Origin of the sequence: Streptomyces sp. NPDC048171 (assembly GCF_043202655.1) — a bacterium.
In the GTDB taxonomy this organism is placed as follows: domain Bacteria; phylum Actinomycetota; class Actinomycetes; order Streptomycetales; family Streptomycetaceae; genus Streptomyces.
Genome location: NZ_JBIDAU010000005.1, coordinates 265,940 through 279,212, shown reverse-complemented (window position 1 = coordinate 279,212; position 13,273 = coordinate 265,940). Strand labels below are relative to the sequence as shown.

Sequence of the window (13,273 nt, the reverse complement as noted above, 5' to 3'; positions counted from 1 at the left end):
GCGAGGCTGAGCTACTGCTTGGTACGCACAGTCGGTATGTGTACAGATGCGAGGATCCAGTGCCTCGCCGATCTCTCAACGGAGCCGTCGCCATGGGGCACTACAAGCCGAATCTCCGGGACATCGAGTTCAACCTCTTCGAGGTGCTCGGCCGTGACAAGGTTTACGGCACCGGCCCGTTCGCGGAGATGGACACCGACACCGCCAAGAGCGTCCTGGAGGAGCTGACCCGCCTCTCGGAGAACGAGCTGGCCGAGTCCTTCGCCGACGCCGACCGCAACCCGCCGGTCTTCGACCCGGAGACCAACACCGCGCCGGTCCCGGCGTCCTTCAAGAAGAGCTACCAGGCCTTCATGGACTCCGAGTACTGGCGCCTGGGCCTGCCCGAGGAGATCGGCGGCACCACCGCGCCGCGCTCCCTGATCTGGGCCTACGCGGAGCTGATCCTCGGCGCCAACCCGGCCGTGTGGATGTACTCCTCCGGCCCGGCGTTCGCCGGCATCCTCTTCGAGGAGGGCAACGAGGTGCAGAAGCACATCGCCTCGTTCGCCGTCGAGAAGCAGTGGGGCTCCACCATGGTCCTCACCGAGCCGGACGCCGGCTCGGACGTCGGCGCGGGCCGCACCAAGGCGGTCCAGCAGGAGGACGGCTCCTGGCACATCGAGGGCGTGAAGCGCTTCATCACGTCCGGCGAGCACGACATGTCGGAGAACATCCTCCACTACGTCCTCGCCCGCCCCGAGGGCGCCGGCCCCGGCACCAAGGGCCTCTCCCTGTTCCTCGTCCCGAAGTACGAGTTCGACTTCGAGACCGGCGAGCTGGGCGCGCGCAACGGCGTCTACGCCACCAACGTCGAGCACAAGATGGGCCTGAAGGCCTCCAACACCTGCGAGATGACCTTCGGCGACCGCCACCCCGCCAAGGGCTGGCTGATCGGCGACCGGCACGACGGCATCCGCCAGATGTTCCGCATCATCGAGTTCGCCCGCATGATGGTCGGCACGAAGGCGATCTCCACCCTGTCGACGGGCTACCTGAACGCGCTGGAGTACGCCAAGGAGCGCGTCCAGGGCCCCGACCTGGCCAACTTCATGGACAAGTCGGCCCCCAAGGTCACCGTCACGCACCACCCGGACGTCCGCCGCTCCCTCATGACGCAGAAGGCGTACGCCGAGGGCATGCGCGCGCTGGTGATGTACACCGCGTCCGTGCAGGACGAGATCCAGGTCAAGGAGGCGAACGGCGAGGACGCGTCGACCGAGCACGCCCTCAACGACCTGCTCCTGCCGATCGTCAAGGGCTACGGCTCGGAGAAGGCCTACGAGCAGCTCGCCCAGTCGCTCCAGACCTTCGGCGGCTCCGGGTTCCTCCAGGAGTACCCGATCGAGCAGTACATCCGCGACGCCAAGATCGACACCCTGTACGAGGGCACCACGGCGATCCAGGGCCAGGACTACTTCTTCCGGAAGATCGTCCGCAACCAGGGCGCCGCGCTGAACTCGCTCGCCGAGGACATCAAGAAGTTCCTGGCGCTGGCCACCGGCGGCGAGGAGCTGTCCGGCGCCCGCGAGCACCTGGCCAAGGCGGCCGTGGAGCTGGAGGCCATCGTCGGCCTGATGCTCACCGACCTCGCGGCCACCGAGCAGGACGTCAAGAACATCTACAAGGTCGGGCTGAACACCACCCGCCTGCTGCTCGCCTCCGGCGACGTGGTCGTCGGCTATCTGCTGCTCAAGGGCGCCGCGGTGGCCGCCGAGAAGCTGCCGACCGCCTCCGCCCGGGACAAGGCCTTCTACACCGGCAAGATCGCCGCCGCGAAGTTCTTCGCCGCGAACGTCCTGCCCGGCCTGACCCTGGCCCGCAAGGTCGCCCAGGGTGTCGAGCTGGACCTGATGGAGCTGGACGAGGCCGCGTTCTAGGCCCTTCCGGCTCAGGGGCCCGCGCCTCCCCGGTCCGATCGGTACCGGGGAGTCCGGTCTCCACACTCCCCACACACCCTCACGAGGGCCCGCTCCCGGCAGACCGGGAGCGGGCCCTCGTACGTCGTTAAGGTGAACCCCATGAGCGCACCGTCCCGCTTCGACCGCGGCCACACCGACGACCTGATGTCCTTCCTGGCGGCCAGCCCGACGCCGTACCACGCGGTGGCGACCGCCGCCGAGCGGCTGGAGAAGGCCGGATTCCGGCAGGTCGCCGAGACGGACGCGTGGGAGGGGTCCGCCGGCGGCAGGTACGTGCTGCGCGGCGGCGCGCTCGTGGCCTGGTACGTGCCGGAGGGCGCCGAACCCCACACCCCCTTCCGCATCGTCGGCGCGCACACCGACTCCCCCAACCTGCGCGTCAAGCCGCGCCCGGACAGCGGGGCGCACGGCTGGCGCCAGGTCGCCGTGGAGGTCTACGGCGGCCCTCTGATGAACTCCTGGCTCGACCGCGACCTGGGCCTGGCCGGCCGGCTCTCGCTGCGCGACGGCTCCACCCGGCTGGTGAACATCGACCGCCCGCTGCTGCGCGTTCCGCAGCTCGCCATCCACATGGACCGCAACGTGTCCGCGGAGGGCCTGAAGCTCGACAAGCAGCGCCACCTCCAGCCCGTCTGGGGCCTCGGGGACTCCGTGCGCGACGGCGACCTGATCGCCTTCCTGGAGGAGGAGACGGGCCTGGCCCGCGGGGAGGTCACCGGCTGGGACCTGATGACCCACTCCGTGGAGGCCCCGGCCTACCTGGGCCGCGACAACGAGCTGGTGGCCGGGCCGCGCATGGACAACCTCCTGTCGGTGCACGCCGGAACGGCCGCGCTGATCGCGGCCGCCGCCTCGGCGGCCGACCTCTCGTGCATCCCCGTACTCGCCGCCTTCGACCACGAGGAGACCGGCTCCCAGTCGGACACGGGCGCCGACGGCCCGCTGCTCGGCAGCGTCCTGGAGCGCTCGGTGTTCGCGCGCGGCGGCTCGTACGAGGACCGGGCGCGCGCCTTCGCCGGCACCGCCTGCCTGTCCTCCGACACGGGCCACGCCGTCCACCCCAACTACGCGGAGCGGCACGACCCGACGCACCACCCGCGCGTCAACGGCGGCCCCCTCCTCAAGGTGAACGTCAACAACCGCTACGCCACCGACGGTTCGGGCCGCGCCGTCTTCGCCGCCGCCTGCGAGAAGGCCGACGTCCCCTTCCAGACCTTCGTCTCCAACAACTCCATGCCGTGCGGCACCACCATCGGCCCGATCACCGCGGCACGGCACGGCATCAGCACCGTGGACATCGGCGTGGCGATCCTGTCGATGCACAGCGCCCGGGAGCTGTGCGGCGCCGACGACCCGCACCTGCTGGCCAACGCGCTGGTGGCGTTCCTCCGTCCGTAGACCGCGAGACGCCGAACGGCGTTCCACGGCATGCGGGTTGACACCCGGGGTACCCGAACGGAACCGGATCGACCGGAAACCCGGATCCGACCGGCTCTACAGGGAGGCGACACTCATGGGCCTCGGCGGGTGCATCATCCTCATCGCCGTGGGAGCCATCCTCACGTTCGCGACCGACTGGGACATGCAGGGCGTCAACCTCGACCTGGTCGGGGTCATCTTCATGGTGGTCGGCCTGATCGGTGTCGCGACGTTCAGCAGCATCGCCCGGCGCAGGCGCGTCATGGTGCCGCCGACGACCCAGGTCGTCGAGGACCGCTCCCACCAGCCGCGCGACGGCTACAGCAACGGCTACGGCGCCTGACCGGCCGCACGCCGCGCGCGGGCACGCTCATCCTGTCGGCCTACCGGCCGCGTTCCCCGGCGTCCGGCGGGGAAGCGGTCCGGACATGAGATTCCTCGTGTACGACCGGCTCCTCGGCATCGGTGACGACTACTGGATCGAGGACGACACCGGCAGCAAGGTGTACCTCGTCGACGGCAAGGCGATGCGGCTGCGGGACACCTGGGAGCTGAAGGACGCCCAGGGACGCGTGCTCATCGACATCCACCAGAAGATGCTCGCCCTGCGCGACACCATGGTGATCGAGCGGGCCGGCGAGCCCCTGGCGCGGATCAAGCGGAAACGTCTCTCCCTGCTGCGCAACCACTACCGCGTCGCCCTGGCCGACGGCACCGAGCTGGACGTCAGCGGCAAGATCCTCGACCGGGAGTTCGCCGTCGAGTACGACGGCGAACTGCTGGCCGTCATCTCCCGCCGCTGGCTGACCCTCCGGGACACCTACGGTGTGGACGTCGTACGGGACGACGCGGACCCGGCGCTGCTGATCGCGCTGACCGTCTGCGTGATCCACCTGGCGGAGAAGGAACGGGAGAAGGACGACGGCGAGGACGACTGAACGGACGGGCCGGCCGGAGACGGGCCGGCCGGATACGGGGCGGCGGCTACCGCGGGCGCGGGGCCGCCAGCCCCATCACACGGTCCTTCAGGGCCGGGAACTGCTCCCGGGTCGTCGCCACCTTCGCCGGGTCGAACTCCACCGTGAGGACCTCCTCACCGGCCCCGGCCTCGGCCAGCACCTCGCCCCAGGGGTCGACCACGATCGAGTGGCCGGCCTGCGGAACTCCCGCGTGCGTCCCGGCCGTTCCGCAGGCGAGGACGAACGCCTGGTTCTCCACCGCCCGCGCCTGGGCGAGGAGCGTCCAGTGGGCCCGGCGGCGCTCCGGCCAGCCCGCCGGGATCACGAGCGTCTCGGCCCCGGCGTCGACGAGCGAGCGGAAGAGTTCGGGGAAGCGCAGGTCGTAGCAGGTCGCCACACCGAGACTGGTCTCCGGCAGACGGACCGTCACCGGCTCGCGCCCCGCGCCCATCAGCACGGCCTCGCCCTTGTCGAAGCCGAAGCGGTGGATCTTGCGGTAGGAGGCGGCAAGGTCGCCGGAGGGGGAGAAGACGAGCGAGGTGTTGTAGAGGACTCCGTCCGGGGCGCGCTCGGGGACCGAACCCGCGTGCAGCCACACGCCCGTGTCGCTCGCCGCCTTGGCCATCGCCTCGTGCGTGGGGCCGGTCAGCGGCTCGGCCCGCGCCTCGAAGTCGTCGAAGGCGAACGCCCCGGTGGTCCACAGCTCCGGCAGCACCACGAGATCGGCGCCCGCCTGCTCCCGTACCAGAGCCGCCGCGCGCACTCGGCGCGCTTCGGGAGTTTCGTCCTCATTCACGGCGATTTGGATCAAAGAGGCGCGCACACTACCACCGTCCTGGCGTTCGAGCCGTCCACACGGGCCTACGATCGTCACACGAAAGCACTGCCGGGGTGCCGCACAGCAGCGTAACTTAGCGTCCCAAGACGCCCGCCGACCGCAGCCACCGCCCACTGGCACCGCCGCCACCGCCCGCCCGTGTACCGACCGCCGAGGGGTCCCGTTCCGTGAGTCTGCATCCCACCCTCCAGCCCTACGCCGACGCCTGGACTCACTCCATCGAGGCGATATCCGAGCTGGTCCAGCCGCTTGCGGAAGCAGAGTGGAACCGCCGTACCCCCTGCCCGGGCTGGTCGGTGCGAGACATCGTCTCCCATGTCCTGGGCCTGGACTCCGAGATGCTCGGCGACCCCCGCCCCATCCACACCCTGCCGCGCGACCTCTACCACGTCACCAACGACCACCAGCGCTACACGGAGATGCAGGTCGACGTCCGCCGCCACCACACGGCCCCCGAGATGACGTCCGAGCTGGAGTACATGATCATCCGGCGCAACCGCCAGCTGCGGAACGAGTCGCGGGACCCCGGTACGAAGGTGCGCGGCCCGCTCTCCACCGAGCTGACCCTGGAGGAGGCGATGCGTGGGCACGCCTTCAACGTGTGGGCGCACGAGCAGGACCTGCGCACCGCCCTCGGCCGCCCCGGGAACCTCGACTCCCCGGGCGCGCACGTCGCCCGTGACGTCCTGCTCGACGAGCTGCCGGCCGTCGTCGCCGAACGCGCGGACGCGCCGCGCAGCTCGGCCGTCGTCTTCGACGTGCACGGCCCGGTCGAGTTCCTGCGCACGATCCGCGTCGACATCCAGGGCCGCGGCACCCTGGAGACGGCGCCCGCGCTCGGCCCGGCGGCGACGCTGACCATGGACTGGGAGACGTACTTCCGCCTGGCCTGCGGCCGCGTGAGCCTCCAGGCGTCGGCGGACCGCATCAAGACGGAGGGCGACCCGGACCTGACGGACGCGATCCTGCGCCACTTCACGGTAACCGCGTAGCTGCGGGCAGTCGTGCCTCCCCCAGTGCCTGAACGGCCTGGGAGGTACCCCCAGGGGCGGCACGGGTGGGCGCAGCGGCACCCCGTCACGCCGGGCTGCGCACCCACCCCCGCCCCGCACGCACGCCGGTGCCCTACACAGGAACGTGCACCGTCTCCACCCGACTGGCGACCAACCGCTCGCTCTCCCGCCGAGCGGCCCGCTTCCGCAGCCGCAGGATCTGCGTGATCCCCAGCGCCTGCAACACGAACACGGAAGAGAACGCGACGCCGTAGTCGTCCCCCGTCGCGTCCAGCAGCACCCCCACCGCGAACAACGTGGTCATCGACGCCACGAAGCCCCCCATGTTCGTGATCCCGGACGCCGTGCCCTGCCGCTCCGGCGGATTGGCCGGCCGCGCGAAGTCGAAGCCGATCATCGACGCCGGCCCGCACGCCCCGAGCACGGTGCAGAGCACGACCAGCAGCCACATCGGCGCGTGGTCGGCCGGGTAGGCCAGCGTCACCGCCCACAGGACCGACGTCGCGCCCACCGTGCCCAGCGCCAGCGGCAGCCGCGCCGCGTGGTGCCGGGCGATGATCTGGCCGTAGACCAGGCCGACGGTCATGTTGGACAGCACGACGAGGGTGAGCAGCGTGCCGGCCGTGGCCTGGGACAGCCCCTGCGCCTCGACCAGGAACGGCATGCCCCACAGCAGCAGGAAGACCATCGCCGGGAACTGGGTGGTGAAGTGCACCCACAGCCCCAGCCGCGTCCCCGGTTCCCGCCAGGACAGCGCGATCTGCCGCCGTACGTACGCGGCCCCCTGATGGGGCACCGGCTCCGGCTCGTGCCCCTCGGGGTGGTCCTTCAGGAAGAGCAGCAGCAGGACGAAGACCACCACACCGGCGAGCGCGCTGCCCGCGAACGCGGCCGTCCAGCCGACGCCGTGCAGCAGCCGGGCCAGGACGAGGGTGGAGACCAGGTTGCCCGCCATGCCGACGAGACCGGCGAGCTGGGCGACCATCGGCCCCCGGCGGGCGGGGAACCAGCGGGTGCCCAGCCGCAGCACGCTGATGAAGGTCATCGCGTCGCCGCAGCCCAGCAGCGCCCGCGAGGCGAGGGCCATCCCGTACGACGGTGAGAAGGCGAAGCCGAGCTGCCCGGCCGTGAACAGCACCACGCCGATCCCCAGCACCCGCTTGGTGCCGAGCCGGTCGACCAGCAGGCCGACGGGTATCTGCATACCGGCGTAGACCAGCAGTTGGAGGATGGAGAAGGTGGACAGCGCCGAGGCGTTGACGTGGAAGCGGTCGGCGGCGTCGAGACCGGCGACCCCCAGCGACGTGCGGAAGATGACGGCGACGAAGTAGACGGAGACGCCGATGCCCCACACGGCCATCGCGCGCCGGCCGCCCGGCGGATCGCCGGGCAGGCCGGTCCCGGCCGAGCCGGCCGTGCTCATCGGACCTCCCCCCGCGCCAGGTTCGAGAACCAGCCCACGTGGCGGCCGACGACGGCGACCGCCGCCTCCGCGTCCCCCGAACGCAGCGCGTCGAGGATCTCCTCGTGCTCGGTGAGGGTCTTGGCGATCCGGTCGGGATGCGAGTACATGACGGCGACGCCCATGCGCAGCTGGCGATCGCGGAGCTGGTCGTAGAGGCGGGAGAGGATCTCGTTGCCGCCGCTGCGGACGATCTCGGCGTGGAAGCAGCGGTCGGTGACGGAGGCGGCGACGAAGTCCCCGGCGGCGGCCTGCTCCTTCTGCCGGGCGAGCAGTTCCTCCAGCCGCTCGACGAGGCCGGGCGGTGCGGGTACGGCCTTCCTGGCCGCGTGCTCCTCGACCAGCAGCCGGGTCTCCACCACGTCCGCGATCTCCTGGGCGGACACCGGCAGGACCAGGGCCCCCTTCTTCGGGTAGAGCCGGATCAGGCCCTCGACCTCCAGCCGGAGCAGGGCCTCGCGCACCGGCGTGCGGGAGACCCCCACGGCCTCGGCCAGCTCGCCCTCGGTGAGCAGCGTCCCGCCCTCGTAGCGGCGCTCCAGGACGCCCTGCTTGACGTGGGTGTAGACGCGGTCCGCCGCGGGGGGTTGCTTCACTGCCGTGGTCATGCCGACAGGATAGATACAACAGGGACGCAAGACGGGGCCGGTCCAGCATGCGGACGTCCGGTCACCTTTGAGGGGGACCCCTCACCCCTACTACCAGGGGGACCCCTCACCCCGCCCTGCCGCAGGGCAACCTTCCGTGCTATTCACGAGTCGCACAGTCGCGGCCCCATCCGCACCGACCGCAAACAGGCCGCGCCTCAGGGGAATTCACCACAATCGGGGTACTTGACTTGATAAACAGCATTCTGGGCAGCCGCTCCCGCAGAGCCGCCGCCGTCACACTGACCGGCGGCGCCGTGCTCGCGGCCGGTGTCCTCGCCTCCGCACCCGCCCAGGCCGCCGAGCCCGGGTGGAAGGCCGGCGGCGTGCGCACCGTTTCCCAGCCCACTCACTCGTGGAAGGCCAACGGCGTCCGCACCGCCGTCCCGGCACCGTCGATCGCCGCCAAGGGCGGGTTCTTGATGAACGACGCGAACGGCGCTTCGCTGTACACCAAGGCCGCCGACACCAAGCTCTCCACCGGCTCCACGACCAAGATCATGACCGCCAAGGTCGTGCTCGCGCAGCCGAAGCTGGACCTGGACGCCAAGGTCACGATCCAGATGGCGTACAGCGACTACATCGTGTCGAAGAACGCCTCCTCCGCCCGTCTGATCGTCGGCGACAAGGTGACGGTCCGGCAGCTGCTCTACGGGCTGATGCTGCCCTCCGGCTGCGACGCGGCGTACGCGCTGGCCGACAAGTTCGGCTCGGGCTCCACGCGGGCGGCCCGGGTGAAGTCGTTCATCGGCAAGATGAACTCCACCGCCAAGAGCCTCGGCCTGAAGAACACGCACTTCGACTCGTTCGACGGCATCGGCAACGGCAAGAACTACTCCACGCCGCGCGACCTGACGAAGCTCGCGAGCAACACGATGAAGAGTTCGACCTTCCGCACCATCGTCAAGACCAAGAAGTACACGGCGAAGACGGTCACCAAGACGGGCGGCACCCGCACCATGGCGGCCTGGACCAACACCAACACGCTGCTGAGCAGTTACAGCGGCGCCATCGGCGTGAAGACGGGCTCGGGCCCGGAGGCCAAGTACTGCCTGGTCTTCGCGGCGACCCGGAAGGGCAAGACCGTCATCGGCACGGTCCTGGCGTCCACGTCGTCCACCCAGCGCGCGACCGACGCCACCAAGATCATGAACTACGGCTTCGGCAAGCTCTGACCGGACCGGGCCGCGCCTCCCCGGCGGGGACGCGCGGCCCGGTTCCTCCCGGCTACGCCCAGCTGATCAACCGCTTCGGCTGCTCCAGGACCGCCGCCACGTCGGCGAGGACCTTGGAGCCCAGTTCGCCGTCGACCAGGCGGTGGTCGAAGCTCAGGGCCAGGGTGGTCACCTGACGCGGCTTCACCTTGCCCTTGTGCACCCACGGCTGGAGCTTGATCGCGCCGACCGCGAGGATCGCGGACTCCCCGGGATTGAGGATCGGTGTGCCGGTGTCGACGCCGAAGACGCCGACGTTGGTGATGGTCACCGTGCCGCCCTGCATGGCGCCGGGGCTGGTCCTGCCCTCCCGCGCCGTCGACACCAGCTCGCCCAGGGACCCCGCCAGCTGCGGCAGCGTCTGGGCGTGGGCGTCCTTGATGTTCGGGACGATCAGGCCCCGCGGGGTCGCGGCGGCGATGCCCAGGTTGACGTAGTGCTTGACCACGATCTCCTGCGCGGCCTCGTCCCAGGAGGCGTTGACGTCCGGGTTGCGCTTGATCGCGACCAGCAGGGCCTTGGCGATCAGGAGGAGCGGGTTCACGCGCAGGCCCGCGTACTCCTTGTCCTGCTTCAGCTCCTCGACCAGCCTCATCGTGCGCGTCACGTCGACCGTCACGAACTCGGTGACGTGCGGCGCGGTGAACGCCGAGCCGACCATCGCCGCCGCCGTCGCCTTGCGGACGCCCTTGACCGGGATCCGGGTCTCGCGCGCGGTGTCGTGCGACGCCGGCGCCGCCGGGGCCGGGGCAGCCGCCACCGGGGCCGCCTGCGGTTCCGGCCGGGCCGGTGCGACGGCCGCGTGCACGTCCTCGCGCGTGATGATGCCGTCCGGGCCGGAGGGCACCACGGTCGCCAGGTCGACGCCGAGGTCCTTGGCCAGCTTGCGCACCGGCGGCTTGGCCAGCGGGCGCTCGCCGGGGACCGGCGCGGCGGCCGGGGCGTGGCCGTTGCCATGGCCGTTCATCTCGGCCTGGATCGCGGCCGCCGCCGGGGCCTGCCGGTCGTCCGGGGACTGTGCGCCCTTGCGGGGGCGGCGGCGGGTCGCCGAGGTGGAGACCCCGTACCCGACCAGGACCGGCTGGCGGCCTTCCGGCTTCTTCTCCTCCGCGTCGGCCGGCGCCTCCTCGGCCGCGGCCGGGGCCGCCTCCTGCACGGGGGCCTCGGCCGCCGCGCCGCCCACGGCGACCGCGATGATCGACGTGCCCACGTCGACGGTGGTGCCCTCGGGGAAGTGCAGCTCGCGGACCACGCCGTCGTAGGGGATGGGCAGCTCGACGGCGGCCTTGGCCGTCTCGACCTCGCACACCACCTGCCCGTCGGTGACCGTGTCACCGGGCTGGACGTACCACTTGAGGATCTCGGCCTCGGTGAGCCCCTCGCCCACGTCGGGCATCTTGAACTCACGCACGGAGCTGTCCGTCATCGTCGTCACGCTCCCCTCCTCAGTACGCCAGCGAGCGGTCGACGGCATCCAGCACCCGGTCCAGGTCGGGCAGGTACTCCTCCTCCAGACGCGCCGGCGGGTACGGGGCGTGGTAGCCGCCGACCCGGAGCACCGGGGCCTCCAGGTGGTAGAAGCAGCGCTCCGTGATCCGGGCCGCGATCTCCGCGCCCGAGCCCAGGAACACCGGTGCCTCGTGGACCACGACCAGGCGGCGGGTCTTCTCCACCGACGCCTGGATCGTGTCGAAGTCGACCGGGGAGATGGACCGCAGGTCCACCACCTCCAGCGACCTGCCCTCCTCGGCGGCCGCGTCGGCGACCTCCTGGCAGAGCTTCACCATCGGGCCGTACGCGGCCAGCGTGAGGTCGCCGCCCTCGCGCACCACGCGCGCGGTGTGCAGCGGGCCCGGGATGGCCTCCCGGTTGACCTCGGCCTTGTCCCAGTAGCGCCGCTTGGGCTCGAAGTAGATCACCGGGTCGTCGCTCTGGATGGCCTGCTGCATCATCCAGTAGGCGTCCGCCGAGTTCGACGGGGAGACCACCTTCAGGCCCGCCACGTGCGCGAACAGCGCCTCGGGGGACTCGGAGTGGTGCTCGACCGCGCCGATGCCGCCGCCGTAGGGGATGCGGATGACGATCGGCATCTTGACCTTGCCCAGCGAGCGGGCGTGCATCTTGGCCAGCTGGGTGACGATCTGGTCGTAGGCCGGGAAGACGAAACCGTCGAACTGGATCTCCACCACCGGGCGGTAGCCGCGCAGGGCCAGGCCGATGGCGGTGCCGACGATGCCGGACTCGGCCAGCGGGGTGTCGATGACCCGGTCCTCGCCGAAGTCCTTCTGGAGACCGTCGGTCACCCGGAAGACGCCGCCGAGCTTGCCGACGTCCTCGCCCATGATCAGGACCTTGGGGTCCGAGTCCAGTGCGCGGCGCAGCGACTCGTTGATCGCCTTGGCCAGCGCCATCTTTTCCGCTGCCATGTCAGACCCCCTCTGCCTCGGCGAACGACGCCTGGTAGGCGGCGAACTGGGCTCGCTCCTCGTCGACGAGCGCGTGCCCGTCCGCGTACACGTTCTCGAAGATGGCGAACCGGTCCGGGTCCGGCATGGCACGGACCACTTCGCGCACTCGTTTGCCCAACGCCTCGCTCTCCGCCTCCAGTTCCGCGAAGAATCCCTCGTCCGCGTGGTTTGCGGCCTCCAGGAAGCGGCGAAGACGCAGGATCGGGTCCTTCGCCTCCCAGGCGGCACGCTCGTCGTCGTGCCGGTAGCGGGAGGGGTCGTCCGAGGTGGTGTGGGCGCCCATGCGGTACGTGTACGCCTCGATGAGCGCCGGGCCCTCGCCGCGCCGCGCCCGCTCCAGCGCCCAGCGGGTGACCGCGAGGACGGCCAGCGCGTCGTTGCCGTCGACGCGGACGCCGGGGAAGCCGAAGCCCTGGGCACGCTGGTAGAGCGGCACGCGGGTCTGCTTCTCGTTGGACTCGGAGATCGCCCACTGGTTGTTCTGGCAGAAGAACACCACGGGGGCGTTGTAGACGGCGGCGAAGTTGAACGCCTCGCTGACGTCGCCCTGGCTGGAGGCGCCGTCACCGAAGTAGGCGATCACGGCCGAGTCCGCGCCGTCCTTGGTGATGCCCATCGCGTAGCCCGTGGCGTGCAGCGCCTGCGAGCCGATCACGATGGTGTACAGGTGGAAGTTGTTGCCGTTGGGGTCCCAGCCGCCGTTGTTCACGCCGCGGAACATGCCGAGGAGGTTGGTCGGGTCGACCCCGCGGCACCAGGCGACGCCGTGCTCGCGGTAGGTCGGGAAGACGTAGTCGTCCTCGCGGGTGGCCCGGCCGGAGCCGATCTGGGCGGCCTCCTGGCCGAGCAGCGAGGCCCACAGGCCCAGCTCGCCCTGGCGCTGGAGGGAGGTGGCCTCGGCGTCGAAGCGACGGGTGAGCACCATGTCGCGGTACAGGCCGCGCAGCTCGTCGGGGGTGATGCCGTCGACGAACGAGGCGTACTCGGCGTACGGCGAGTTCTTGCCGGGCTCGACGCGCTCGCCCTCGGGCGTCAGCAGCTGCACCAGCTCCGTCTCGGAGCCCTTCTGGGCAGCATTGCGTGTGGTGCGGGTGGTGCGTGCGGTGCGCTTGCCGGTGGTCTCGGCTTTGGTGCCGGTGGTACCGGCCGCCTTGCTTCCGGCGCTGCGTCGCGGCTTGCGCGCGGCAGTGCTCTCGGTCACGTGTGCTCCTCCGTCGGTCCGACCCCCGGGTTCGCCGGAAGCCAGTGCGGCTCACCTGTTTCCCGGTGGTCGCACGAGGGTGGGTGCGGCC

General features: G+C 70.9%; 12 protein-coding genes. 6 read left to right on the top strand and 6 right to left on the bottom strand.

Going from position 1 to position 13,273, the window contains the following annotated elements:
- The first annotated feature begins 92 nt into the window (after positions 1-92).
- The 4 genes from ACGF3J_RS15850 (at position 93) to ACGF3J_RS15835 (ending at position 4,318) form a co-directional block, all read left to right on the top strand.
- A complete protein-coding gene (locus ACGF3J_RS15850) occupies positions 93-1,919 on the top strand; it encodes an acyl-CoA dehydrogenase (RefSeq protein WP_161327615.1) in 1,827 nt (608 codons plus the stop codon).
- Between the two features lie 141 nt (positions 1,920-2,060).
- A complete protein-coding gene (locus ACGF3J_RS15845; RefSeq protein ID WP_161327616.1) occupies positions 2,061-3,359 on the top strand; it encodes a M18 family aminopeptidase in 1,299 nt (432 codons plus the stop codon).
- Positions 3,360-3,474: 115 nt separating this feature from the next.
- Positions 3,475-3,723, top strand: coding sequence for a DUF6458 family protein (locus tag ACGF3J_RS15840; protein WP_064731862.1), 249 nt, complete (start codon positions 3,475-3,477; stop codon positions 3,721-3,723).
- 85 nt (positions 3,724-3,808) lie between these two features.
- Positions 3,809-4,318 carry an LURP-one-related/scramblase family protein gene (locus ACGF3J_RS15835; RefSeq protein WP_161327617.1) on the top strand — a complete coding sequence of 170 codons (510 nt, stop codon included), beginning with the start codon at positions 3,809-3,811 and terminating at the stop codon, positions 4,316-4,318.
- Between the two features lie 46 nt (positions 4,319-4,364).
- On the opposite strand, the gene ACGF3J_RS15830 is transcribed toward ACGF3J_RS15835, so the two are convergent.
- Positions 4,365-5,162 carry a carbon-nitrogen family hydrolase gene (locus ACGF3J_RS15830; protein WP_161327618.1) on the bottom strand — a complete coding sequence of 266 codons (798 nt, stop codon included), beginning with the start codon at positions 5,160-5,162 and terminating at the stop codon, positions 4,365-4,367.
- A gap of 182 nt (positions 5,163-5,344) precedes the next feature.
- Here ACGF3J_RS15830 and ACGF3J_RS15825 point away from each other — a divergent pair, with 182 nt between their 5' ends.
- Positions 5,345-6,169 carry a maleylpyruvate isomerase family mycothiol-dependent enzyme gene (locus tag ACGF3J_RS15825; protein WP_161327619.1) on the top strand — a complete coding sequence of 275 codons (825 nt, stop codon included), beginning with the start codon at positions 5,345-5,347 and terminating at the stop codon, positions 6,167-6,169.
- 133 nt (positions 6,170-6,302) lie between these two features.
- Here the strand turns inward: ACGF3J_RS15825 and ACGF3J_RS15820 are convergent, their stop codons facing one another.
- Positions 6,303-7,613, bottom strand: coding sequence for a nitrate/nitrite transporter (locus ACGF3J_RS15820; protein WP_161327620.1), 1,311 nt, complete (start codon positions 7,611-7,613; stop codon positions 6,303-6,305).
- The gene (locus ACGF3J_RS15815; RefSeq protein WP_161327621.1) at positions 7,610-8,260 is read right to left on the bottom strand and encodes a GntR family transcriptional regulator; all 651 of its coding nucleotides are present in this window, start codon (positions 8,258-8,260) and stop codon (positions 7,610-7,612) included. Before ACGF3J_RS15815 ends, ACGF3J_RS15820 begins: the two co-directional genes overlap by 4 nt.
- Positions 8,261-8,490: 230 nt before the next feature.
- On the opposite strand from ACGF3J_RS15815, the gene ACGF3J_RS15810 reads away from it, so the two are divergent.
- Positions 8,491-9,474, top strand: coding sequence for a D-alanyl-D-alanine carboxypeptidase family protein (locus ACGF3J_RS15810; protein WP_161327622.1), 984 nt, complete (start codon positions 8,491-8,493; stop codon positions 9,472-9,474).
- 52 nt (positions 9,475-9,526) lie between these two features.
- Here the strand turns inward: ACGF3J_RS15810 and ACGF3J_RS15805 are convergent, their stop codons facing one another.
- The 3 genes from ACGF3J_RS15805 to pdhA are packed head-to-tail and all read right to left on the bottom strand — an operon-like array spanning position 9,527 to position 13,182.
- Positions 9,527-10,939, bottom strand: coding sequence for a dihydrolipoamide acetyltransferase family protein (locus ACGF3J_RS15805; RefSeq protein WP_161325864.1), 1,413 nt, complete (start codon positions 10,937-10,939; stop codon positions 9,527-9,529).
- A gap of 19 nt (positions 10,940-10,958) precedes the next feature.
- A complete protein-coding gene (locus ACGF3J_RS15800; protein ID WP_122616625.1) occupies positions 10,959-11,939 on the bottom strand; it encodes an alpha-ketoacid dehydrogenase subunit beta in 981 nt (326 codons plus the stop codon).
- 1 nt (position 11,940) lies between these two features.
- Positions 11,941-13,182 (bottom strand): pyruvate dehydrogenase (acetyl-transferring) E1 component subunit alpha, encoded by a 1,242-nt coding sequence (gene pdhA / locus ACGF3J_RS15795; protein ID WP_161325862.1) that lies wholly within the window; start codon positions 13,180-13,182, stop codon positions 11,941-11,943.
- Between the last annotated feature and the right edge of the window lie 91 nt (positions 13,183-13,273).